The sequence below is a fragment of the Pseudomonas sp. Irchel 3E19 genome (assembly GCF_900187585.1).
Classification (GTDB): domain Bacteria; phylum Pseudomonadota; class Gammaproteobacteria; order Pseudomonadales; family Pseudomonadaceae; genus Aquipseudomonas; species Aquipseudomonas baetica.
Genome location: NZ_FYDT01000021.1, coordinates 24,337 through 47,572 on the forward strand (window position 1 = coordinate 24,337; position 23,236 = coordinate 47,572).

Sequence of the window (23,236 nt, forward strand, 5' to 3'; positions counted from 1 at the left end):
GTACACCGGCGCACGGGTCATCGGGAGTGACTTTCACGATTGTCGGTCGTGAAAGTGTTCTGGGGGGTAAACAAACAGCTGCCACCGCAGTTGTTTACCAGCAGCGACTGAGTGATCCGGCGTCGGCTCCACGTATCGAGCGAGGTGACGTCATGAGTATCTTTAGCCACTTCCAACAACGCTTCGAGTCCACACGCCAGGAAGAACTCTCGCTGCAAGAGTACCTGGAGCTGTGCAAGAAAGACCGTAGCGCTTACGTTTCCGCCGCCGAGCGTCTACTGCTGGCCATCGGTGAGCCAGAGTTGCTCGACACCTCGACCAACTCGAGGCTGTCGCGCATCTTCTCCAACAAGGTGATTCGTCGCTACCCGGCCTTTGAAGACTTCCACGGGATGGAAGAATGCATCGACCAGATCGTGTCGTATTTCCGCCATGCTGCCCAAGGCCTGGAAGAGAAGAAACAGATCCTCTACCTGCTTGGCCCGGTCGGCGGCGGTAAGTCGTCCCTGGCCGAGAAGCTCAAACAGCTGATCGAGAAAGTGCCGTTCTATGCGATCAAGGGCTCGCCGGTGTTCGAGTCCCCGCTGGGTCTGTTCAACGCCACCGAAGATGGCGCGATCCTTGAGGAAGACTTTGGCATCCCGCGGCGCTACCTGAACACCATCATGTCGCCATGGGCGACCAAACGCCTGGCCGAATTCGGCGGCGACATCAGTCAGTTCCGCGTGGTCAAACTGTACCCGTCGATCCTCAACCAGATCGCCGTGGCCAAGACCGAACCTGGCGACGAGAACAACCAGGACATCTCCGCTCTGGTCGGCAAGGTCGACATCCGCAAACTCGAGGAATACCCACAGAACGACGCCGACGCCTACAGCTACTCCGGTGCGCTGTGCCGCGCCAACCAGGGTCTGATGGAATTCGTCGAAATGTTCAAGGCACCGATCAAGGTGCTGCACCCACTGCTGACCGCCACTCAGGAAGGCAACTACAACAGTACCGAAGGCCTCGGCGCGATTCCGTTCACCGGGATTCTGCTGGCCCACTCCAACGAATCGGAGTGGCACACCTTCCGCAACAACAAGAACAACGAAGCCTTCATCGACCGGATCTACATCGTCAAGGTGCCGTATTGCCTGCGCGTGAGCGATGAGGTGAAGATCTACGACAAACTGCTGTTCAACAGCTCCCTGGCCAAGGCCCATTGCGCGCCGGACACCTTGAAGATGCTGGCGCAGTTCACCGTACTGTCACGCCTCAAAGAGCCGGAAAACTCGAACATCTATTCGAAGATGCGCGTGTACGACGGCGAAAATCTCAAGGACACCGATCCGAAAGCCAAATCAATCCAGGAATACCGCGACTCGGCCGGTGTCGACGAAGGCATGAACGGTCTTTCGACCCGCTTTGCGTTCAAGATCCTGTCCAAGGTGTTCAACTTCGATCCGCACGAAATCGCCGCCAACCCGGTGCATCTGCTGTATGTGCTGGAACAACAGATCGAACAGGAACAGTTCCAGGCCGAAACCCGTGAACGTTATCTGCGCTATCTGAAGGAATACCTGGCCCCGCGTTATATCGAATTCATCGGCAAGGAAATCCAGACCGCGTATCTCGAGTCTTACAGCGAGTACGGCCAGAACATCTTCGACCGCTACGTGCTGTACGCGGACTTCTGGATTCAGGATCAGGAATACCGCGATCCGGAAACCGGCGAGATCCTCAACCGCGTCGCCCTGAACGAAGAACTGGAGAAAATCGAAAAACCGGCGGGCATCAGCAATCCGAAGGATTTCCGCAACGAAATCGTCAACTTCGTACTGCGCGCACGGGCCAACAACAACGGCAAAAACCCGACCTGGCTCAGCTACGAAAAACTGCGGGTGGTCATCGAGAAGAAAATGTTCTCGAACACCGAAGATCTGCTGCCAGTCATCAGCTTCAATGCCAAGGCCAGCAAAGAGGATCAACAGAAGCACAACGACTTCGTCACTCGAATGGTCGAACGCGGCTACACCGACAAACAGGTACGTCTGCTGTCCGAATGGTACCTACGGGTCCGGAAATCGCAGTAAAACAGCTACAAGCTTCAAGCTGCGAGCGGCAAGAACAAAACGCGTGAACCTTGAAAGCAGGGTCGCTGTTTGTTCTTGCAGCGCGCAGCTCACAACTTGAAGCTGCCCGGAGGGCCACGTATGAGCTATGTGATCGACCGACGTCTCAATGGCAAGAACAAGAGCACGGTGAACCGCCAGCGTTTCCTGCGGCGTTACCGTGATCACATCAAGAAGGCTGTCGAAGAGGCAGTCAGCCGGCGCTCCATCACTGATATGGAACACGGCGAACAGATCAGCATTCCCGGTCGCGACATCGACGAACCGGTGCTTCACCACGGCCGTGGCGGCAAGCAGACCGTGGTGCATCCGGGTAACAAGGAATTCACCGCCGGCGAACACATCGCCCGCCCGCCGGGAGGCGGTGGCGGACGCGGCCCGGGCAAGGCCGGCAACTCCGGCGAGGGCATGGACGAATTCGTCTTCCAGATCACTCAGGAAGAATTCCTCGAATTCATGTTCGAAGACCTCGAACTGCCAAACCTGGTCAAACGCAATCTGAGCGGCACCGACACCTTCAAAACCGTGCGGGCCGGGATCAGCAACGAAGGCAACCCGTCGCGGATCAACATCATCCGCACCCTTCGCTCGGCCCATGCAAGGCGCATTGCCTTGTCGGGCAGCAGCCGGGCAAAACTGCGTGAAGCCAAAGCGGAACTTGAGCGCCTGAGACGCGAAGAACCGGACAACTTCGGCGATATTCAGGAACTCGAGGCGGAAATCGAGAAACTCAGTGCACGTATTCATCGCGTGCCGTTCCTCGACACTTTCGACCTCAAATACAACCTGCTGATCAAGCAGCCGAAGCCCAGTTCGAAAGCCGTGATGTTTTGCCTGATGGACGTCTCCGGCTCGATGACCCAGGCGACCAAGGACATCGCCAAACGCTTTTTCATCCTGTTGTACCTGTTTCTGAAACGGAACTACGACAAGATCGACGTCGTGTTCATCCGCCATCACACCAGCGCTCGGGAAGTCGACGAAGAGGAGTTTTTCTACTCACGGGAAACCGGCGGCACCATCGTTTCCAGCGCCCTGAAACTGATGCAGGAGATCATGGCCGAGCGTTACCCGAGCAACGAGTGGAACATTTACGCGGCGCAGGCTTCCGACGGTGACAACTGGAACGACGACTCGCCGATCTGCCGCGACATCCTGATCAACCAGATCATGCCGTTTGTGCAGTACTACACTTACGTGGAGATCACCCCGCGCGAACATCAGGCCTTGTGGTACGAATACGAACGCATCGCCGAAGCCTTTTCCGACACGTTTGCCCAGCAGCAGCTGGTCTCGGCCGGGGATATCTATCCGGTCTTCCGTGAACTCTTCCAGCGCAGGTTAGTGACATGACCGCCAAAGAGCAGAAGCGCCAACCCATTTCCACCGGCTCCGAATGGACATTCGAGCTGATCCAGACCTACGACCGCGAAATCGCCCGTATCGCGGCCGGCTATGCGCTGGACACCTATCCCAACCAGATCGAAGTGATCACCGCCGAGCAGATGATGGACGCGTATGCCTCGGTGGGCATGCCGCTGGGTTACCACCACTGGTCCTACGGTAAGCACTTCCTCAGCACGGAAAAATCCTACAGTCGCGGGCAAATGGGCCTGGCCTACGAGATCGTGATCAACTCCGATCCGTGCATCGCCTATCTGATGGAAGAAAACACCATCTGCATGCAGGCGCTGGTAGTGGCTCACGCCTGCTACGGTCACAACAGCTTCTTCAAGGGCAATTACCTGTTCCGCACCTGGACCGACGCCAGCTCGATCATTGATTACCTGGTGTTCGCCAAGCAGTACATCATGCAATGCGAGGAGCGCCACGGCATCGATGCGGTGGAAGACTTGCTGGACTCCTGTCATGCGCTGATGAACTACGGCGTTGACCGCTACAAACGTCCGTACCCGATTTCCGCCGAGGAGGAACGGCGGCGGCAGAAGGATCGTGAAGAACACCTGCAAAAGCAGATCAACGATCTATGGCGCACCATCCCCAAAGGCGCGGACAAGTACAGCGACAAGGACAACGCGCGCTTCCCGGCCGAGCCGCAGGAAAACATTCTGTACTTCATCGAGAAGCACGCACCACTGCTAGAGCCTTGGCAGCGCGAGATCGTGCGGATCGTGCGCAAGATCGCGCAGTACTTTTATCCACAACGTCAGACTCAAGTGATGAACGAAGGCTGGGCGACATTCTGGCACTACACGCTGATGAATGACCTGTACGACGAAGGCCTGGTCACCGACGGTTTCATGATGGAGTTCCTGACGTCGCACACCAGCGTGGTGTTCCAGCCCGGTTTCGACAGCCCCTACTACAGCGGCATCAACCCCTATGCGCTGGGCTTTGCCATGTACCGTGACATCCGGCGCATGTGCGAAGAACCCACTGAGGAAGACCGTCACTGGTTTCCGGATATTGCCGGGACCGATTGGCTGTCGAGCATCAAGTTCGCCATGAGCAGCTTCAAGGACGAGAGTTTTATCCTGCAGTATCTGTCACCGAAAGTGATCCGCGATCTGAAGCTGTTCAGCATCCTCGATGATGACCAGAAGGACGATCTGCTGGTACCGGCGATCCATGACGAAACCGGTTATCGAATCATCCGCGAAACCCTGGCCGCGCAATACAACCTCGGCAATCGAGAGCCAAACGTGCAGATATACAGCATCGATCGTCGCGGTGACCGCTCACTGACCTTGCGCCACCAGCAACACGATCGCAAGCCTCTGGGCGACTCCACCGAAGAGGTGCTCAAACACCTGCATCGCTTGTGGGGCTTCGACATTCATCTGGAAACCCTGCAAGGCGACCAGATCATGAAAACCCATCACGTACCGCCACGCAGTGAGCACAGCGAAGGCGATTACGGTCGGCTCGACTTGGCCGTCATTCATCTTTGATCCCGTTTCGGCCTCCGAAAGCGCGACGCAAGGGTTATCCTGTCGGGCTAACGGAGGTTTTTTATGCAGATTTATAAGGTCGGCGGCGCGGTACGCGATCGTTTGCTGGGCAAACCGGTCACCGATATTGATCGGGTAGTGGTCGGCACGACGGCAGAAAAGATGCTCGGTCTGGGTTACCGCGCGATCGGTGCAGACTTCCCGGTATTTCTTCACCCAAAAACCGGTGAGGAATATGCCCTCGCCCGCACCGAGCGCAAGAGCGGGCGCGGTTACGGCGGGTTTACTTTTCACGCCAGCCCTGAGGTCACGCTTGAAGAAGACCTGATCCGCCGCGATCTGACCATTAACGCCATGGCCGTCGCCGAAGATGATGAAAATTACCAGCATCTGATCGACCCGTATAACGGTCAGCGCGATCTCGAAGATCGAATTCTGCGCCACGTATCCCCGGCATTCGCCGAAGATCCTCTGCGTGTATTACGCGTGGCCCGCTTTGCTGCCCGCTATGCCGGGCTTGGATTTACAGTTGCCTGCGAAACCCTGGAGTTGATGCGACAGCTCAGCGAATCCGGCGAGCTGCAAGCGCTGACGGCAGAACGCAGCTGGAAAGAAATATCCAAGGCGTTGATGGAAGATCACCCGCAGGTATTCATTCAGGTGCTGCGCGATTGCGGCGCTTTGAAAGAGTTGATGCCCGAAGTCGATGTGCTGTTCGGCGTGCCGCAGCCAGAAATACACCACCCGGAAATCGACAGCGGCATCCACACTCTCAGCGTGCTGGAGCAAGCAGCGCTGCACAAACAGCCGCTGACCGTGCGCTGGGCTTGTCTGCTGCACGACCTCGGCAAGGGCCTGACCCCGGAAGCAGAATGGCCGCGACATATCGCCCACGAGCACAAAGGGTTAAAGCCGATCAAAGCGGTCAATGAGCGCTTCAAGGTACCGAAGGACTGTCAGGAGTTGGCATTGCTGGTCGGTCAGTACCACACCCATGGACATCGCGCCCTGGAGCTGAAAGCTTCGACTTTGCTGGAGCTGCTGCAGAGCTTCGATGTGTATCGCCGACCGCAGCGCTTTGAGGAGTTCGTTGCCGCATGCGAGATGGACGCAAGGGGGCGCAAAGGGCTTGAGCAGAGAAGTTACCCACAGGCGGATTACCTGCGTGGCGCGGCCAATGTGGCCCGCGGCGTGGCGGCGCAACCGTTGCTGGAGAAGGGGTTCAAGGGCCCGGAGCTAGGCGAAGCGCTCAAGCGTGAACGACTGAAGGCGTTGAAGGCTTACAAAGACGCGGCGTCTGCGTGAAAAGCTTCGCGAGCAAGCCCGCTCCCACATTTTGGAATGCATTCCCCTGTGAGAGCGGGCTTGCTCGCGAAGGCGCCAGTCAATTCAACGCAAATCCGAAGACGTGAGCTGCTCGCCCCGCCACTCAAACCCCACCGGCGCCAACACCTGATCAATCTTCGCCTCAGCCCACAGCGTGGCGAAGCTTTTTCCCACACCCGGATGCACGCGATCCGGCGCAATCAGCGACAGCGGCCACAACACAAAGGCATTTTTCAGGATTTCTGCCCGCGGCAGAACCAATCCGTCGAAATTGCCCACCAGATCGCCGTACAGCAGCACGTCGATATCCAGCGGCAAGCCCTTGCGATCCGGTGCATAGCGACCGTTATCCGCCTCGATGAGCTTCAAGCGACGATCCAGCTCCATCAACGGCAGATCGGTATAGGCCGACACCACAAAGTTGAAGAAAAGCCCGCTCTTGATTCCCACTGGCTGACTCTCGAAAACCGCCGAACAGCGGATATCCACCAGAAACGTCGCCAATGCTTCAAGACCGGCGCGCAAATGGGTTTCGCGCTCGATATTGCTACCAAACCCGAGATACACCTGAGTCAGCGACATCCGCGCTCGATCTCCACGCCCACACCGCCCTTGGCGGCCGGTACTGCGCCGGGCTTGGTCAGCTTCAGGCGCACCCAAGTGATCTTGAATTCGCTCATCAGCACCTCGACCAGGCGCTCGGCGAAGGTCTCGACCAACTGATACTGAGATTGCTCGGCAAAGGCCTGGATGCGCGTGGAAACGCTGGCGTAATCGAGCGCCAGGGTCAGGTCGTCACCGGCGGCGGCCGGGCGATTGTCCCAGGCGAAGCTCAGATCAAGTCGCAGACACTGTCGGATGCCGCGCTCCCAGTCGTAGGCACCGATCACGGTGTCAACTTCCAGGCCCTCGATAAACACTCTGTCCAAGCACTTTTCTCCGCTGCACGACAAGGGCGCAATGCGCCGTTAGAATCAGGGCGTCCTCGCCCGGAATAGTTAGCATGTTTTGGTTACTGGCGACTCTCGCCTACCTGCTCGGCTCGCTGTCCTTCGCCATTTTGCTCAGCCGCCTGACCGGAAATCCGGATCCGCGAATGAGTGGCTCGGGCAATGCCGGCGCCACCAACATGCTGCGCCTGGCCGGCCGCAAACTTGCGATCCTGACCCTGCTGGGTGATCTGTGCAAAGGCCTGCTGCCGGTACTGATCGCATCGGCTGTCGGTCTATCGCTGCAGGATCAGGCGTGGATCGGCGTGTGTGCCGTGATCGGTCACCTGTTCCCGGTGTACTTCCGCTTTCGCGGCGGCAAAGGTGTCGCCACCGCAGCCGGCATGTTGCTGGGCCTGTATCCACCTGCTGCGCTGCTGGCGGTGTGCGCCTGGCTGCTGACGTTCTACCTGACCCGTACCAGCTCGCTGGCAGCGCTGATTGCCACGCCGCTGACCCTGCCGTTACTTGCGTGGCAGGAGCCAGAGGCGCTGTTGCCGATGAGCGCGCTGACGCTGCTGATCGTCTGGCGCCATCGCGGCAATCTACGCGACCTGTTTGCCGGGCGCGAACGGCATTTTTAAATACCGCTCGTGAGCGCCGTTCATCACAGGGCCGACAACTGCTCCATCGGCCAGCGCGCCTGCACGCTGATCGCCAGACTTTCCTGCTGACCGGCCTGCAAACGCTGGCAACCGGCAAACGCAATCATCGCACCGTTGTCGGTGCAGAACTCGGGACGGGCGTAAAACACATCGCCCTGCATGTCGCTGAGCATTTTCTCCAGCGAAACACGCAAAGCCTTGTTGGCGCTGACGCCGCCTGCGATGACCAGACGCTTCATGCCCGCCTGTTTCAGGGCCCGCTTGCACTTGATGGTCAAAGTCTCCACCACGGCCTGCTGGAACGCCAGCGCGATGTCGCAACGGGCTTGCTCGTTGTCGTCCCCGGCGCTGATGCGCTGCTGCCAGGTGTTGAGCGCCGAGGTCTTCAGACCGCTGAAGCTGAATTCCAGCCCCGGGCGATCACACATCGGACGCGGAAAAGTGAAACGTCCTGCGACGCCCTTCTCCGCGAGTTTGGCGATTTCCGGCCCGCCGGGGTAATTGAGGCCCATCATCTTCGCAGTCTTGTCGAAAGCTTCACCGGCCGCGTCGTCGAGGGTCTCGCCGAGCAGCGTGTATTGGCCGATGCCATCAACCTGAACCAGCTGCGTATGACCGCCGGAGACCAACAAAGCGACGAACGGGAATTGTGGCGGTGTTGGCTCCAGCATCGGCGCCAGCAAATGGCCTTCCATGTGATGTACGCCGAGCGCCGGAATGCCCCAGGCAAATGCCAGCGCCTGAGCGCAGGAAGCACCGACCAACAGCGCGCCCACCAGGCCAGGACCCGCGGTGTAGGCGATCGCGTCGATCTCGGTCGGCACACAGTCGGCTTCGGCCAACACCTGACGAATCAAGGGCAGCATACGTTTGACGTGGTCACGCGAGGCCAGCTCCGGCACCACACCGCCATACACACGATGCAGGTCGATCTGACTGAACAGCGCGTCGGCAAGCAGACCGCGCTCACTGTCATATAATGCGACGCCGGTCTCGTCGCAGGAGGTTTCTAATCCCAGTACTAGCATGGGTTTGCGCCTTGTTTAGGCTGAATTCGAAGGCGCGCATAATAGTCCCCGCGTGATCCCCCGACCAGCGGTTTTCGATCAGAGGCTTTGCATTCCGAGCGATGAGGGGTTAACATCCGCAACCCTTAAAAACCGACGTCTTCAAGTGCTCTTTTGCCGCGAGGATGTTGACCCCGGTAATGAATGAAGGTAGCTCTGGATGCCAGCCGTCAAAGTTAAAGAGAACGAACCCTTCGACGTAGCTCTGCGTCGTTTCAAGCGCTCCTGCGAAAAAGCCGGTGTACTGGCTGAAGTTCGTAGCCGCGAATTTTACGAGAAGCCAACTTCTGAGCGTAAGCGCAAAGCAGCAGCCGCTGTTAAGCGTCACGCCAAGAAAGTTCAGCGCGAACAGCGCCGCGCCGTTCGTCTGTACTAATACACAGACGTTCGTAGCAAGCTTCTTGCCTAAGCCCGGCTCTCAGCCGGGCTAATGGCATTTGCGTAAAACGCTTGATGCTTCACCGTCGAAGCCGCAGATGCGACCAAGACAAATCTGCTTCACGCGTCAGACCTGGCTCTTTTGCCAGCGGTGCACGTCTTTTCTGACGAGTCTTTCAAGGCTACTGACGAGCACACCCACTGATTCCTCTCACGACGATCAGCCCAAGGCACCTGCATGCGTGCCCGCTTTATTGAGCTATCCGAGGCCATTAACCGGCCGTCAGCGGATTCAGCGCAACACTTTCAAATAGTCGAAGACTGATTGGTACTAACGTCAGTGGATTTTCGGCAGATACACTTCCCGACAGCGATTACGCAGACGACACCGGTCGAGCCGCAAATTTTGCGTGCTTCAAACAACGACCCGCGTCCGGCAGCCCTTCGCATCGGACTCATTACAGCGCAGACGACGAGAACGCGATGGCCGGGCTGATTCCCCAGAGCTTTATTGACGACCTCCTGAACCGCACCGACATCGTCGACGTGGTCAGCTCGCGTGTGCAATTGAAAAAAGCCGGTAAGAACTACACGGCCTGCTGCCCGTTTCACAAAGAAAAAACCCCATCCTTCAGTGTCAGTCCCGACAAGCAGTTCTATTACTGCTTCGGCTGCGGCGCCGGCGGCAATGCCCTCGGCTTCCTCATGGATCACGACAACCTGGATTTCCCCCAGGCAGTCGAAGATCTGGCGAAAGCCGCCGGCATGGAAATCCCTCGCGAAGAAAGCGGCCGCTCGCACAAACCGCGGCAGCCGACCGATTCGCCGCTATATCCGCTGCTCACCGCCGCTGCCGACTTTTATCGGCAGGCGCTCAAGAGCCACCCATCGCGCAAAGCCGCGGTGGACTACCTCAAGGGCCGCGGCCTGACCGGCGAGATCGCCCGGGATTTCGGCCTCGGCTTTGCCCCACCCGGCTGGGACAACCTGTTCAAGCATTTGAGCAGCGATACATTGCAACAGAAGGCCATGATCGACGCCGGCCTGCTGATCGAGAACGCCGAAACCGGCAAACGCTATGACCGCTTCCGCGATCGCGTGATGTTCCCGATCCGCGACACGCGCGGGCGCATCATCGCTTTCGGTGGCCGAGTACTCGGCGACGACAAGCCGAAGTACCTGAACTCGCCGGAAACTCCGGTTTTCCATAAAGGCCAGGAACTCTACGGCCTTTATGAAGCGCGCAAGAACAACCGCAACCTCGACGAAATCATCGTCGTCGAGGGCTATATGGACGTCATCGCCCTTGCCCAGCAAGGATTGCGTAATGCCGTCGCGACGCTGGGCACCGCGACCAGCGAAGAACACTTGAAACGCCTGTTCCGGGTCGTACCGAACGTTTTGTTCTGCTTCGACGGCGACCAGGCCGGACGCAACGCCGCCTGGCGCGCGCTGGAGGCAACACTTCCATGCCTGCAAGACGGGCGCCGTGCGCGATTCCTGTTCCTGCCCGAGGGCGAAGACCCGGACACCTTGGTCCGCGCCGAAGGCACCGACGCTTTCAAGGCCCGCATCAATCAGCATGCGCAGCCGCTGGCGGATTATTTCTTCCAGCAACTGACCGAGGAAGCCGATCCGCGCTCGCTCGAAGGCAAGGCCCACATGGCCACCCTCGCCGCACCGCTGATCGACAAAGTGCCGGGCGCCAACCTGCGCATCCTGATGCGTCAGCGCCTGACCGAAATCACTGGCCTGAGCAGCGAAACCGTCAGTCAGCTCGCACAAAGCGCGCCGCAGGAAGCGCCACCCGCCTATGATCCGGGCATCGATTACGACGCAATGCCGGACTACAGCGACTACCATCAGCCGCAGGCACAGGACATGTATGTGCCGCAGCAGGAATGGACGCCGAAGAAACCCGGCGCCGGCGGCAAGAAATGGGACAAGAAGCCCTGGGACAAGAACGGCAAGCGTGGCGGCGATCGCGATCAGCAACGCCCGCGAACGCCGATTGGCGTCGAGTCGCCAACCCTGACCGCCCTGCGCACACTGCTTCATCACCCGCAGTTGGCCGAACGCGTCGAGGACGCCGGGCACATTGCGGACGAAAATCAGACCAATGCCCAGTTGCTTGTGGCGCTGCTCGAAGCCGTACAGAAGAATCCCAAGCTAAACTCATTTCAGTTGATCGCGCGATGGCACGGCACTGAACAGGGTCGATTGCTCAAGGCACTGGCAGAAAAGGAATGGCTGATTGACGGAGATAACCTTGAACAACAGTTTTTCGACACCATTACTAGCTTGTCAGCCCGCCAACGCGAGCGAAATCTGGAACAGTTGCTCAGGAAAGCGCGTCAAAGCGAATTGAGCATCGAAGAGAAAAATCAACTGCGCGACCTACTAAGTCGCAATGTTTCCGCATCAAACCCGACCTCAACTGGCGCGTGAGGTCATAGCTCAGGTATAATCCTCGGCTTGTTTTTTGCCCGCCAAGACCTTCAGTGGATAGGGTGTTATGTCCGGAAAAGCGCAACAGCAGTCTCGTATTATTGAGTTGATCAAACTGGGCCGTGAGCAGAAGTATCTGACTTACGCCGAGGTCAACGACCACCTGCCCGAGGATATTTCAGATCCTGAGCAGGTGGAAGACATCATCCGCATGATTAACGACATGGGGATCCCCGTACACGAGAGTGCTCCGGATGCGGACGCCCTTATGTTGGCCGACGCCGATACCGATGAGGCCGCTGCGGAAGAAGCAGCCGCCGCGTTGGCAGCGGTGGAGACCGATATCGGTCGCACCACTGACCCTGTGCGCATGTACATGCGTGAAATGGGTACAGTCGAGCTTCTGACTCGTGAAGGCGAAATTGAAATCGCCAAGCGTATCGAAGAGGGCATCCGTGAAGTGATGAGCGCAATCGCGCACTTCCCTGGCACGGTTGACCACATTCTCTCCGAGTACACTCGCGTCACCACCGAAGGTGGTCGCCTGTCCGACGTCCTGAGCGGTTATATCGACCCGGACGACGGCATTGCGCCACCTGCGGCAGAAGTGCCGCCGCCGGTCGATCCGAAAGCCGCCAAGGCTGACGACGCCGAGGACGACGACGAAGCCGAATCTTCCGATGACGAAGAAGAAGCGGAAAGCGGTCCGGATCCGGTTATCGCTGCCCAGCGCTTTGGCGCTGTGTCCGATCAGATGGAAATCACCCGCAAGGCGCTGAAAAAGCACGGTCGCAACAACAAGGCAGCGATTGCCGAGTTGTTGGCACTGGCCGAGCTGTTCATGCCGATCAAACTGGTACCGAAGCAATTCGAAGGCCTGGTCGAGCGTGTTCGCAGTGCCCTGGATCGTCTGCGTCAGCAAGAGCGCGCGATCATGCAGCTGTGTGTACGTGATGCACGTATGCCACGCGCCGACTTCCTGCGCCAGTTCCCGGGCAACGAAGTCGACGAAAGCTGGTCCGACGCCCTGGCCAAAGGCAAGAGCAAATATGCCGAAGCCATCGGCCGTGTTCAGCCGGATATCATCCGTTGCCAGCAGAAGCTGACGGCGCTGGAAACCGAAACCGGTTTGACCATTGCTGAAATCAAGGACATCAACCGTCGCATGTCGATCGGTGAGGCCAAGGCCCGCCGCGCGAAGAAAGAGATGGTTGAAGCGAACTTGCGTCTGGTGATCTCGATCGCCAAGAAGTACACCAACCGCGGCCTGCAATTCCTCGATCTGATCCAGGAAGGCAACATCGGTCTGATGAAAGCGGTCGACAAGTTCGAATACCGTCGTGGTTACAAGTTCTCGACTTATGCCACCTGGTGGATCCGTCAGGCGATCACTCGCTCGATCGCCGACCAGGCCCGCACCATCCGTATTCCGGTGCACATGATCGAGACGATCAACAAGCTCAACCGTATTTCCCGGCAGATGTTGCAGGAAATGGGTCGCGAACCGACCCCGGAAGAGCTGGGCGAACGCATGGAAATGCCTGAGGACAAGATCCGCAAGGTATTGAAGATCGCTAAAGAGCCGATCTCCATGGAAACCCCGATCGGTGATGACGAAGACTCCCATCTGGGTGACTTCATCGAAGACTCGACCATGCAGTCGCCAATCGATGTCGCCACTGTTGAGAGCCTGAAAGAAGCGACTCGCGAAGTGCTGTCCGGCCTCACTGCCCGTGAAGCCAAAGTACTGCGCATGCGTTTCGGTATCGACATGAACACCGACCATACGCTCGAAGAAGTAGGCAAACAGTTTGACGTAACGCGTGAGCGGATCCGTCAGATCGAAGCCAAGGCGCTGCGCAAGCTGCGCCACCCGACGCGAAGCGAGCATTTGCGCTCCTTCCTCGACGAGTGATACCAGAACCCCCGGCCCAGGCCGGGGGTTTTGTTTTTAGGGCAGATTAAATCCCCCGCACCGCCCCTCCCCCGCATACCCCGTCTACACTCGAAACAATTGCCCCCGAGCCATAACGAGAGCGTTATGCACAGATTGGCGTCCGTGCTTTTTTTGCTGTCACTGATAATCTGGACCGCAACGGCTGACGCGCTGACTCTGACCGATGAAGAACGTAGCTGGCTGGCGGCTCACCCGGACCTGAAACTGGGTGTAGATGCGTCGTGGCCGCCCTTTGAGTTTCGTGACGACCAGGCCCGCTATCAGGGCCTGGCGGCTGACTATATCGATGTCATTCGCCAGCGCCTGGCGATCAAACTGACGCCCATCGAGCCGGTGAGCTGGACCGTCGTGCTGGAACAGGTGAAACAGGGCAAGATCGACCTGCTGCCAGGGATCATGTCCACGCCGGAGCGCCAGACCTACCTGTCCTTCACCCGCCCTTATCTCGACTTCCCGATCGTCATCCTCGCCCATGTCGGCGGCGCACAACCGCGCAAACTCGAGGATCTGTATGGCCTGAAGATCGCCGTGGTGGAAAACTACGCGCCTCACGAACTATTGCGTACCCACCATCCAGATCTGAACCTGGTAGCCATGCCTAACGTCAGTTCAGCGCTACAGGCGCTGGCGACGGACGAAGTGGACGCCGTGGTCGGTGACCTCGCGTCCAGCGTCTGGAGCCTGCGCCAGCTGAAGCTCGACGGTTTGTACGTCAGCGGCGAAACCCCGTATCGCTATCAACTGGCGATGGCCGTACCCCGCGATAACAAGATACTGGTGGGCATTCTGGACAAAGTCCTGGCCGACATGACCCCGGCGCAAATCAGCAGTATTCAAGAGCATTGGGTCGGCAACGTCCTCGATCACCGAACATTCTGGTCTGATCTGCTGGTTTACGGACTGCCCGGCCTGTTGTTGCTGATGATCATCCTGGCAGTGGTGATCCGTATCAACCGACGCCTGAGTTCCGAGATCGCCCGCCGCATCGACCTCGAACAAGAGCTGCGCAGCAGCGAATACCACTATCGAGGTCTGGTCGAAAGCCTGTCGGCCATCGCCTGGGAAGCGCGGATGAGCGACTTCACTTACAGCTATGTGTCGCCACACGCTGAAGATCTGCTCGGCTACCCACTGTCGCACTGGCTGATACCGGGCTTCTGGCGCAACATCATCCACCCGGCGGATCTGACCCGCGCCCAGAGTTTCTGCGATCACGAAGTGCTGGCCGGGCGCGATCACAGCCTCGATTACCGGGTGATCACCGCTGACGGCCGCTGCCTGTGGGTACGCGACATCGTCAGCCTCATTGAACACGGCCATGAACCGGTGATGCGCGGGCTGATGATCGACATCAGCGAAACCAAGCGCACCGAGGAAGCCTTGCGCCTGTCGGAGCAGAAATTCGCCTCGGTATTCCAGCAATGCCCGGACATTCTGGTGATCGCACGACTGTCCGACGGCTGCCTGCTGGAGGTCAACGAAGCCTTTGAGGAACAAATCGGGCTGAAAGCCGAGGACATCATCGGCCTGACCGCTACCGACCTGAATATCTGGGGCATTCCCGGTGTCGGGCCGGGGCTGTTACAGCGCTTGCAGGCTGGCAGCATTCGTAACCTGGAGATGCCCTTTCGACGTAACAATGGCCAGGTGTTCACCGGCCTGATTTCCGCCGAACCGTTCGACCTCGACACCACGCCCGCTCTGGTGGTGGTAGTGCGCGACATCACCCAACTCAAGGAAACCCAACAGCAACTGCAAACCTCGGAAGAGAAGTTCGCCAAGGCGTTTCATGCTTCGCCGGACGGCTTGCTGCTGTCACGCCAGAGCGACGGTTTGCTGCTGGAGGTCAACGAAGGTTTCAGCCGTATCACCGGGTTCAACAGCGCCATGTCGGTGGACCGCTCGGCGCTGGATCTGGGGATCTGGGTCAACCTCAACGAACGTAAACAGATGCTCGACCTGCTGCACCGCGACGGTTTCGTCCGTGATTTCAGCTGCCATATCCGCCGTAGCGACGGGCAGATCCGCCTCTGCGAGGTGTCCGCCCGTCCGCTGCCGATCGGCGATGAAGACTGCATGCTGACCATCGCCCGGGACATTACCGAACGCCATCTGATGCAGGAAAAACTGCAACAGGCTGCCACCGTATTCGAGAGCACCGCCGAAGGCGTATTGATCACTGACACCCAGCAGCACATCAGTGCGGTTAACCGTGCCTTCACCGAGATCACCGGCTACAGCGAGAGCGAAGCGCTGGGCCATACCCCGCGCCTGCTCGCCTCAGGTCTGCACGACAGCGCTTTTTATGCAGCGATGTGGCACCAGTTGACCGACGAAGGTCATTGGCAAGGCGAGATTTCCAACCGGCGCAAGAACGGCGAGCTGTACCCGAGCTGGCTGACCATCAGCGCCGTGCGCAACCGCGACAAGTTCATCACCCACTTTGTCGCGGTGTTTGCCGACATTTCCAGCCTCAAGCACGCGCAGGCCAAACTCGATTATCAGGCCCACCATGACCCGCTCACCGGCCTGCCGAACCGCACGCTATTCGAAAGCCGCCTGCTGATGGCGTTGAACGGCCAGCAGGAAAACGGCGGTCAGGGCGCGGTGCTGTTTCTCGACCTTGATCGGTTCAAACACATCAACGACAGTCTCGGCCATCCGGTCGGCGACCTGCTGCTCAAGGGCATCGCCGTACGCTTGAAAGAACAGTTGCGCGACATCGACACCGTCGCGCGCCTGGGCGGTGATGAATTCATCATCCTGCTGCCCGGCCTGCAACAAGCCAGCGATGCCGACAACATCGCCACCAAACTGCTCAACTGCTTCGGCGCGCCGTTCCAGGCCGGCGAACACGAGTTCTTCATCAGCGCCAGCATCGGCACCAGCCTCTATCCGCGCGACGGTTGCGACGTGGCCACCCTGGTGAAAAACGCCGACGCCGCGATGTACCGCTCCAAAGCCAAGGGCCGCAACCGCGTCGAGAGCTACACCCGTGACCTCACCGCACAGGCCAGCGAGCGCGTGGCCCTTGAGCACGAACTGCGGCGGGCCATCGAGCGTGATGAACTGCACCTCTACTACCAACCGAAGATCAGTCTCGACGACCACAGTCTGGTCGGCGCCGAAGCGCTGATCCGCTGGCGACACCCGACCTTTGGCGACGTGCCGCCGGAGCACTTCATTCCACTGGCCGAAGAAAACGGGATGATCCTGCAGATCGGCGATTGGGTGCTGGAGACCGCTTGCCGGCAGATGTTCGAGTGGAACCAGATCTACGAAAGCCTCGGGCCGCTGTCGGTCAACCTCGCCGGTGCCCAACTGCGCCAGCCGAATCTGCTCGGGCGCATCGAACTACTGCTCAAGGACAACCGCCTCAGGCCGGATTTACTGCAACTGGAAATTACCGAGAATTTCATCATGAGTCAGGCCGAAGAGGCCCTGGCGGTGTTGCACCAGCTCAAACACCTCGGTGTGCAACTGGCGATCGACGACTTCGGCACTGGCTATTCCTCTCTCAGCTACCTCAAACGCCTGCCGCTGGACATCCTCAAAATCGACCAGTCCTTCGTCCGCGGACTGCCCGACGACCCCCACGACGCGGCAATTGTCCGCGCCATCATCGCCTTGGGCCGGAGCATGCAATTCACCGTCATCGCCGAAGGCGTGGAAACCCAGGCGCAGCAGCAATTCCTCACAGCCGAAGGCTGCGAACAGATCCAGGGCTACATCGTCAGCCTGCCCCTGCCACCCGAAGAATTCGCCGCAACGTTTCTGCGTATTGCCGTATCGGATTTTTCGGATAGCACAGCCGAGAAACCGTCGCTATAATCCGCGGCCTACTGAGGGCCTATAGCTCAGTTGGTTAGAGCAGAGGACTCATAATCCTTTGGTCCACGGTTCAAGTCCGTGTGGGCCCACCACTTTGAAAGCCACGTATTACGTGGCTTTCGTCGTTTCTGGCATCTGAAAAAGTCGGTCAGATGGATTGCACAAAATGCGTTCCGTCCAAAATTCGTCCAATTTCAGTTTTGGACGGACGTTTACGCCACCTCAACGACTTCCGATTTCGTCTCCAAGAGGCTGGCCAACGGATTCAGATTGACGACCTCGGCCAAGTGTCCAGGGCTGAAGTGAGCGTACTTTTGAGTCATGGCCAACGTCGCATGCCCAAGCACCTTTTGAAGCGTCAGGATATCCCCGCCGTTCATCATGTAATGGGATAAGGTGTGTCGCAGGACGTGCGTCATCTGCCCATCGGGTAGCTCTAATCCGATCGCCTCAACACTACGCCGAAAGGTGATGGCGCAAGGTCTGAACGGCAGCGCGGCTTTCAATCGTTCCTCAAGCCGTTTCGAGATTGGCACAGACCGGTTCTTGCTGGATTTCGTGCGGCTGTAATGCACCATCTGATTTCGCACCTGGCGCGGTTGAAGCGCTTCCGCTTCGCCCCATCTGGCACCGGTGGCCAGACACACCTCAGCGATCAGCCCGGCGTTTGAATCCCGTGTAGCCAGGTCACTCAACAGCAGCTTAATTTGATCCGCCACTAGGTAGGCCATCTCTGTTTCGTCAAACTTGAGTTTGCGCACCTTGCCCAACGGGTTATCGGCGTCCCACTCCCCCAGCCTGGCCAGCTCGTTGAACACAGCACGTAGGTACGTCAGCTCATGATTCAGCATATTCGCGCTGACGGGTTTAGGATCTGCATCGCCCTTTGAATAGCCAGCGCCTGGTGTAGTCCTGGAGTGCTTACCTTCTGCGCGCTCGGCGCGGTACTGCGCAAAGTGAGCAGATGTGAACTTGTGCGCCTTCGGGTTCCCCATTCGATTGACCATGCTGATCAACAGCGCCGAAAGGTGATCAGGTGTGGCAACACAGCGCTGCCGCCCAACAGCGTGTCGACGCCGACGGCAACTGGCTACGCCAGACCGATGGCAAGATCCGTGACCAGGCGATCGAGCGCGAGGTTGAAGCCCTGGACAACCGCGAACAGTTCCAGAGTCATACCCAGACGATCGATGACCACTCGACCGAGACAGTGGGGGGGGTGAAAACGATCGAAGCGCTGGGCGCACTCAAGCTGATGTCGGGCGGCACCGCTAGCCTGGCCGCAGTGGATGATCTGCACCAGGCGACCGGTCGCGACATTAATATGGTCGTTGGGCAGAACTATAAAGCGACAATCGGTAACGACATGGAAGAGCGCATCCTCGGAATGCGCAAGAGCGTGGCTGCGGTACATCAGCACCTGCAGGCACCTAAGACTTGGTTGGGATCCCAAGGAGTGAACGTGCTGCAGGTGCTGTGTGATCTGCTCGATCTTGTACAGCAGATGAATATTCAGATTGCAGCACATGTGCATGGCTCGGGGCCAGTTCCGACTACAGCTGGAGCTTTCAACGCTGACTCTGCTACCGCCAAACAAATGGCCGACAAGGTCAAATCGCTAACCGCTTAGCTATGCGGAAATCGAACGGTTTTTTTGGGTCAAGCTTTTGCGGTGCATTTTCGGTATCGCTATGGTTGCTGTGTTCGGTGAACCATTCGGCGTTGGTCATTTTTGATTGCCTATAGTCTCACCGTAGTGCTATAGTTTTTATCGTAAATTTTAGATACCACCCTAAAGGGGGTAATTCAAATGACACTTCAATTCTTCGATAGCCCGTTTCACGTAACTCACGATGCCGAAACGGCAAGCAAGATGGCTGTAAAAATGGATCTCTCCATTTTCATCACCGATTGCATCAAAAAAATGGGCCTCAAACAAAGTGAGGCCGCTGAAAAGCTAAACATCGCTCAATCCCGTGTTTCCGAACTGGCTACGGGAAAAATAGAGAAATTCACAATCGATGCCATGATGGACATGCTCGATAAGCTAGGCTTTCGCATCAATTTCACCCTACCCAGTGAAGTCGCTGGTGAGAAAGCCCAGATTGTGATTTCTCAAACGTCCTAGCAGTTGACCCCTTGCTTACGGAGCTCAATTTTCAGATCCGTAAGCCGCTGCTCTGCTACTTTCATCGCCTTTTGGTCTGTACCGTTCGTGGTCTTCACAAACGAGTGGAGCACGATAACGGCATTCTGGTACTTCACGATGTAGACGCATCGGAAGGCTGGACTGCCGTTGATAATCAACTCCACTACTCCAGAACCAACAGATTCAGTTAAGTGCTTGATAGCCAGTTCTGGCTCGCCGCCGTACTGTATGCGTCTCAGATCTTTGCCGAATTCGTCTTGCACCCACTCGGGCAGATCCTTGTATTCACGCGTTGCAGCTTCGTTCACAAAAGCAAATCTTTTCAATAGAACAGTCCCTCCCTTTGGCTAATGGATCCCTCCGCGTAACCTCCGCAGAGGGTGATGCCATTCTGCCACGAAATCCTCGGTCGGGTTCGCTCATCTAACCTAGCCGTCTGCGTGCTTGCTTCTGCATGCGCTTTTAGCTTCCTAGGTATGGCAATGCACTCTTAAGGTGCCCAAATTCCCTCTCTATCAGCCGATCAGAGGACTGGCTTTGGAATGGAGATGAAAATCTCTGGCGTACAAAAAAATGACCGAAAAAGCACTTATCCCCCTCCCGCCGACGGGTCCTGTGTGTATGTTTTGTGCAACGCGAGCGGTAGTGAAAACTTTGCTCCCATCCTTGCCTGCATTGGGGCTGGTCAGGTGGTTGGTGGTTTCACCATTTGCAAAGTTTTGATGAAAAATGCAGCGAAGCTGCAACTAGCGCTCTGTGACTGGCCCAAAGGCGATGGGGCCAAGGGCCTTGGTTTTGTTGGATGGCAGATTGAAAAGTATCCATTCCACAGCGTTTTCGAAAATCAACCACATCTTTCTGGCCGTCAAAACTGATGCCACGCGTACAGGAGCAAAACTCGCTGCGCGCCTTGTCAGCAAAGGGATAGGGCACAATCTGCCTATTTCAAAATTGACCAGCGCCAGAGATCATCTGGAAGGTACTATCGAAATGACCTGAAATCGAGATGTCTATGACATCCAAGCAGAATCCGAGTAGGGGCGCGTGTCAGCGTCCCAAAAGAAAAGGTTTTACAATCACGCCCATGGGAAGAGCCCTACGGCACCGTCGTTAGCGTCAGCAACCCAGTCAGCGTGTCAGTACGGTTAGACGGTGAATGCGCAACGATCATTACAGTTGCTCGCGATGAACTAGATGATGAGTAACGTCCACCCACAAAATTGCGAAGTGATGTCATTTTCCAGTATTGAATCAGACTACTAGGAACGGGTCATAGCCATGAAGACAGAACAGAATAAAACGCAACCATCGTTAAAAACTTGCCAACTTTGCGGCGAAGAAGAAACCGGAGAAATCAGTCATATTATTCCACGCCTTATATCTAAGGCTCTCGCTAAAGAAAGCGGATATCGGCTTAGAAACACAGAGGACCCCAACAGAGTAGTGCAAGACACTTTGAAGTTACCATTTCTAGGAAAGCTGTGCGAAGACCTTTTTGAGAAATATGAGACTACGTTCGCAAAGAAATTTCAGTCTTACTTAAGAAATCCTGACGCGCCCCTAGAAATAGATGAGCAATCATTTCGACTCTTGGTTTCAGTTTGTTGGCGGGTCGCGAAATACTTAATCCATGCCAATCGAAATTCGCCTGAAAATATTGTTCACCTAATCAAACCAGAACGCGCCTGGCGGCGCTTCCTACTAGACGAAACAGATTCTATCGAACCCTTCCATATCTATCTGTTTTTAGACAGAGACTTCAACGAAATGGAAATTAAAGAATCGAGCTCTTTGACCGTAACTCACCTCCGGTATGAGATGGGAATTGGTGTAAATGGCTATTATGCCGAAAAATTCACTCGACAGGCCGTACAAGCAAAACTCGGCCCTTTTATCATCTGCGGTCATATGCGCGACTTATTAACCGACAGTTCAACAGAAGCAGAACAATGGAAAGCGTTCATAGTCAAACCGGATATGAAAATCCCTCAATATCCGAGAAAGATTCCCGCGAGCGTCGTGAAAGCAGTTGATCAAAACAGTAATTTCTCGACAACAAGATTGAGCACCATGAGTGAGGAACAAAAAGAAAAGCAAAGAGAATTTGCTGACAAAAATCTAAAGGGTTCTATCGCGAACAAATATGTTCAACGAGACATCGACTTATTTGAGTCTAAAAATTAAAATCCAGCTGCATTGCAATGCTAAGTTGACCACGCGGCACTGGGCCAGGGCCGCACCTCGGCCGTATGGTCTAGATATTTTTCCGTCCAACGACCGACCAATTCACCAAAATTTCATTGCGGCACATATGCACCGAGACGTTCTCGGCGCAAAATTTTGCGTCGCTGCTTATTTCAAAGCGTCCAAAAAAAGCCCAAGCTCAGCCCCTGGACGAAGGCTATGGCTTTTCGTCTGCTCCAATTTTGGCCTTTAGTTGCAGGATGTCTCCAATCACCAAGTAGGTGTAGATAACATATCTATCAGCCTCATCCTGAGACGTGATCACATCGTGAGAGCCTTTCTGTGCTGCTTGAAAAATTGAATCTAGCCGCTCCCCTAAATAGCTCATGTGTGAACCTACTATCTCATTAAACCTCTTAGACTCTGAATTCTCCTCCACATAAGCTATTAACCTATTAATGTAATTATCATTTCCAAGCTTAATCACCCTCTCTTTCTTGCCGTTTAAAACCGTTTTATCGGCCCTAGCTGGATACAACGCATCGGCCGTATCTTGTAAAATCCTCCTACAGCTATGTACAGCATTTGACCAATCCTCGTCATTCTCTGATAAAAGATTTTCATACACTGCCGAAAAACGCTTCACAGCATCCGGGATGACTTCCAATATCTTACTATCAACCTTTAGCCTAGTACGATCAAACATATCGCTAGCCACTTGTGAAAACTTTAGCTCGTAATAAACAGACGATATAAAGTCATACACACAGGCACGCCTAGAGGCTATGAATTTAGTTTTTTCTTTAATTAATTCAGCACTCTCAGTTCTTTCCCTAGGATATGCATTAGGAGAAAGATTCATTGCGACTTTAATCTCAGCCTCTGCCTGTTCAATAGGCTCCAGCCTCGCATATTCCTTGCTCTCACCCTGAATCTTTTTGGAATAAACTCGTCCCGCAATTTTAGCAAGACGCCAAGTTTCAGCGCTAACACCTTTAGGGCTACTCGGATATCCACTCGCTTCGTACTGCATTATCTGCTGCTGATCAAACTGCCCCACCAACCTAGCCACTCTGCCTGCCTTTAAAGCGACATTAGATAATGTAGATGTACTCATCTCGATCTCTGTAAGCAATGCCTCGCTCAGCTCTAGCGCCTCCCTCAGTGCTCCCTGCTTAGCCATGTCTCGCTCTCTTCAAATACTTAATGGGCAAATTTTGATATCTCTACGTCGTAGTCAACGTGCCACGCCGCTACGCATTCTGCAACGCCATCC

General features: G+C 56.4%; 18 protein-coding genes, 1 tRNA gene and 1 pseudogene. 14 read left to right on the forward strand and 6 right to left on the reverse strand.

The window, feature by feature from the left end; all coding sequences use genetic code 11:
- Positions 1–152 precede the first annotated feature (152 nt).
- From CKW18_RS15010 to CKW18_RS15025, 4 genes are all read left to right on the forward strand, one after another.
- Positions 153–2,075: a PrkA family serine protein kinase gene (locus CKW18_RS15010; protein ID WP_007910115.1), complete on the forward strand. Its 1,923-nt coding sequence runs from the start codon at positions 153–155 to the stop codon at positions 2,073–2,075.
- Between the two features lie 120 nt (positions 2,076–2,195).
- On the forward strand, positions 2,196–3,467 hold the full coding sequence (locus tag CKW18_RS15015; RefSeq protein WP_095189506.1) for a YeaH/YhbH family protein: 1,272 nt from the start codon (positions 2,196–2,198) through the stop codon (positions 3,465–3,467).
- Positions 3,464–5,026, forward strand: a complete 1,563-nt coding sequence (locus tag CKW18_RS15020) for a SpoVR family protein (RefSeq protein WP_095189507.1) — start codon at positions 3,464–3,466, stop codon at positions 5,024–5,026. The genes CKW18_RS15015 and CKW18_RS15020 overlap by 4 nt, the downstream gene beginning before the upstream one ends.
- Positions 5,027–5,089: 63 nt before the next feature.
- On the forward strand, positions 5,090–6,331 hold the full coding sequence (locus CKW18_RS15025) for a multifunctional CCA addition/repair protein (protein ID WP_095189508.1): 1,242 nt from the start codon (positions 5,090–5,092) through the stop codon (positions 6,329–6,331).
- Positions 6,332–6,415: 84 nt separating this feature from the next.
- Here the strand turns inward: CKW18_RS15025 and folK are convergent, their stop codons facing one another.
- Positions 6,416–6,934, reverse strand: coding sequence for a 2-amino-4-hydroxy-6-hydroxymethyldihydropteridine diphosphokinase (gene folK, locus CKW18_RS15030; RefSeq protein ID WP_095189509.1), 519 nt, complete (start codon positions 6,932–6,934; stop codon positions 6,416–6,418).
- A complete protein-coding gene (gene folB, locus CKW18_RS15035; protein ID WP_064599849.1) occupies positions 6,925–7,281 on the reverse strand; it encodes a dihydroneopterin aldolase in 357 nt (118 codons plus the stop codon). The genes folK and folB overlap by 10 nt, the downstream gene beginning before the upstream one ends.
- Positions 7,282–7,355: 74 nt before the next feature.
- Here folB and plsY point away from each other — a divergent pair, with 74 nt between their 5' ends.
- A complete protein-coding gene (gene plsY, locus CKW18_RS15040) occupies positions 7,356–7,925 on the forward strand; it encodes a glycerol-3-phosphate 1-O-acyltransferase PlsY (RefSeq protein WP_095189510.1) in 570 nt (189 codons plus the stop codon).
- Between the two features lie 23 nt (positions 7,926–7,948).
- On the opposite strand, the gene tsaD is transcribed toward plsY, so the two are convergent.
- On the reverse strand, positions 7,949–8,974 hold the full coding sequence (gene tsaD / locus CKW18_RS15045; RefSeq protein WP_095189511.1) for a tRNA (adenosine(37)-N6)-threonylcarbamoyltransferase complex transferase subunit TsaD: 1,026 nt from the start codon (positions 8,972–8,974) through the stop codon (positions 7,949–7,951).
- A 199-nt stretch (positions 8,975–9,173) separates the two neighbouring features.
- On the opposite strand from tsaD, the gene rpsU reads away from it, so the two are divergent.
- The 5 genes from rpsU (at position 9,174) to CKW18_RS15075 (ending at position 17,719) form a co-directional block, all read left to right on the forward strand.
- Entirely contained in the window at positions 9,174–9,389 is a 216-nt protein-coding gene (rpsU, locus tag CKW18_RS15050; RefSeq protein ID WP_002551877.1) for a 30S ribosomal protein S21, read from the forward strand.
- A gap of 485 nt (positions 9,390–9,874) precedes the next feature.
- On the forward strand, positions 9,875–11,839 hold the full coding sequence (gene dnaG / locus CKW18_RS15055) for a DNA primase (RefSeq protein WP_095189512.1): 1,965 nt from the start codon (positions 9,875–9,877) through the stop codon (positions 11,837–11,839).
- 67 nt (positions 11,840–11,906) lie between these two features.
- Positions 11,907–13,754 carry an RNA polymerase sigma factor RpoD gene (gene rpoD / locus CKW18_RS15065; protein ID WP_095189514.1) on the forward strand — a complete coding sequence of 616 codons (1,848 nt, stop codon included), beginning with the start codon at positions 11,907–11,909 and terminating at the stop codon, positions 13,752–13,754.
- A gap of 126 nt (positions 13,755–13,880) precedes the next feature.
- Positions 13,881–17,627, forward strand: a complete 3,747-nt coding sequence (locus CKW18_RS15070) for a bifunctional diguanylate cyclase/phosphodiesterase (protein ID WP_095189515.1) — start codon at positions 13,881–13,883, stop codon at positions 17,625–17,627.
- Between the two features lie 15 nt (positions 17,628–17,642).
- A tRNA-Ile gene (locus tag CKW18_RS15075) sits at positions 17,643–17,719 on the forward strand.
- Positions 17,720–17,839: 120 nt separating this feature from the next.
- Here CKW18_RS15075 and CKW18_RS15080 read toward each other — a convergent pair.
- Positions 17,840–18,622, reverse strand: coding sequence for a tyrosine-type recombinase/integrase (locus CKW18_RS15080; RefSeq protein ID WP_095189516.1), 783 nt, complete (start codon positions 18,620–18,622; stop codon positions 17,840–17,842).
- A 26-nt stretch (positions 18,623–18,648) separates the two neighbouring features.
- Between CKW18_RS15080 and CKW18_RS15085 the strand changes: the two are divergent.
- Together CKW18_RS15085 and CKW18_RS15090 are read left to right on the forward strand one after the other, a co-directional pair.
- A pseudogene (locus tag CKW18_RS15085) lies at positions 18,649–19,257 on the forward strand (hypothetical protein); the annotation flags it as partial.
- A gap of 180 nt (positions 19,258–19,437) precedes the next feature.
- Entirely contained in the window at positions 19,438–19,755 is a 318-nt protein-coding gene (locus CKW18_RS15090) for a helix-turn-helix domain-containing protein (RefSeq protein WP_095189517.1), read from the forward strand.
- On the opposite strand, the gene CKW18_RS15095 is transcribed toward CKW18_RS15090, so the two are convergent.
- The gene (locus CKW18_RS15095) at positions 19,752–20,084 is read right to left on the reverse strand and encodes a type II toxin-antitoxin system RelE/ParE family toxin (protein ID WP_256586974.1); all 333 of its coding nucleotides are present in this window, start codon (positions 20,082–20,084) and stop codon (positions 19,752–19,754) included. The genes CKW18_RS15090 and CKW18_RS15095 overlap by 4 nt on opposite strands.
- Positions 20,085–20,318: 234 nt before the next feature.
- Between CKW18_RS15095 and CKW18_RS15100 the strand changes: the two genes are divergently transcribed.
- Positions 20,319–20,651 carry a hypothetical protein gene (locus tag CKW18_RS15100; protein WP_095189519.1) on the forward strand — a complete coding sequence of 111 codons (333 nt, stop codon included), beginning with the start codon at positions 20,319–20,321 and terminating at the stop codon, positions 20,649–20,651.
- A gap of 403 nt (positions 20,652–21,054) precedes the next feature.
- The gene (locus tag CKW18_RS15105) at positions 21,055–21,960 is read left to right on the forward strand and encodes a hypothetical protein (protein ID WP_095189520.1); all 906 of its coding nucleotides are present in this window, start codon (positions 21,055–21,057) and stop codon (positions 21,958–21,960) included.
- A gap of 217 nt (positions 21,961–22,177) precedes the next feature.
- Here CKW18_RS15105 and CKW18_RS30585 read toward each other — a convergent pair whose 3' ends face one another.
- Complete coding sequence (locus CKW18_RS30585) at positions 22,178–23,143, reverse strand: hypothetical protein (RefSeq protein ID WP_170947261.1); 966 nt, start codon at positions 23,141–23,143, stop codon at positions 22,178–22,180.
- Positions 23,144–23,236: the final 93 nt, after the last annotated feature.

Coding starts and splice junctions, on each gene's coding strand:
- tsaD (WP_095189511.1), bottom strand. CDS start 8,974: ATGCTAGTACTGGGATTAGAAACCTCCTGCGACGAGACCGGCGTCGCA.
- plsY (WP_095189510.1), top strand. CDS start 7,356: ATGTTTTGGTTACTGGCGACTCTCGCCTACCTGCTCGGCTCGCTGTCC.
- CKW18_RS15025 (WP_095189508.1), top strand. CDS start 5,090: ATGCAGATTTATAAGGTCGGCGGCGCGGTACGCGATCGTTTGCTGGGC.
- CKW18_RS30585 (WP_170947261.1), bottom strand. CDS start 23,143: ATGGCTAAGCAGGGAGCACTGAGGGAGGCGCTAGAGCTGAGCGAGGCA.
- CKW18_RS15090 (WP_095189517.1), top strand. CDS start 19,438: ATGACACTTCAATTCTTCGATAGCCCGTTTCACGTAACTCACGATGCC.
- rpsU (WP_002551877.1), top strand. CDS start 9,174: ATGCCAGCCGTCAAAGTTAAAGAGAACGAACCCTTCGACGTAGCTCTG.
- folK (WP_095189509.1), bottom strand. CDS start 6,934: ATGTCGCTGACTCAGGTGTATCTCGGGTTTGGTAGCAATATCGAGCGC.
- CKW18_RS15070 (WP_095189515.1), top strand. CDS start 13,881: ATGCACAGATTGGCGTCCGTGCTTTTTTTGCTGTCACTGATAATCTGG.
- CKW18_RS15105 (WP_095189520.1), top strand. CDS start 21,055: ATGAAGACAGAACAGAATAAAACGCAACCATCGTTAAAAACTTGCCAA.
- CKW18_RS15080 (WP_095189516.1), bottom strand. CDS start 18,622: ATGGGGAACCCGAAGGCGCACAAGTTCACATCTGCTCACTTTGCGCAG.
- dnaG (WP_095189512.1), top strand. CDS start 9,875: ATGGCCGGGCTGATTCCCCAGAGCTTTATTGACGACCTCCTGAACCGC.
- CKW18_RS15020 (WP_095189507.1), top strand. CDS start 3,464: ATGACCGCCAAAGAGCAGAAGCGCCAACCCATTTCCACCGGCTCCGAA.
- CKW18_RS15100 (WP_095189519.1), top strand. CDS start 20,319: ATGGAGATGAAAATCTCTGGCGTACAAAAAAATGACCGAAAAAGCACT.
- rpoD (WP_095189514.1), top strand. CDS start 11,907: ATGTCCGGAAAAGCGCAACAGCAGTCTCGTATTATTGAGTTGATCAAA.
- CKW18_RS15015 (WP_095189506.1), top strand. CDS start 2,196: ATGAGCTATGTGATCGACCGACGTCTCAATGGCAAGAACAAGAGCACG.
- CKW18_RS15010 (WP_007910115.1), top strand. CDS start 153: ATGAGTATCTTTAGCCACTTCCAACAACGCTTCGAGTCCACACGCCAG.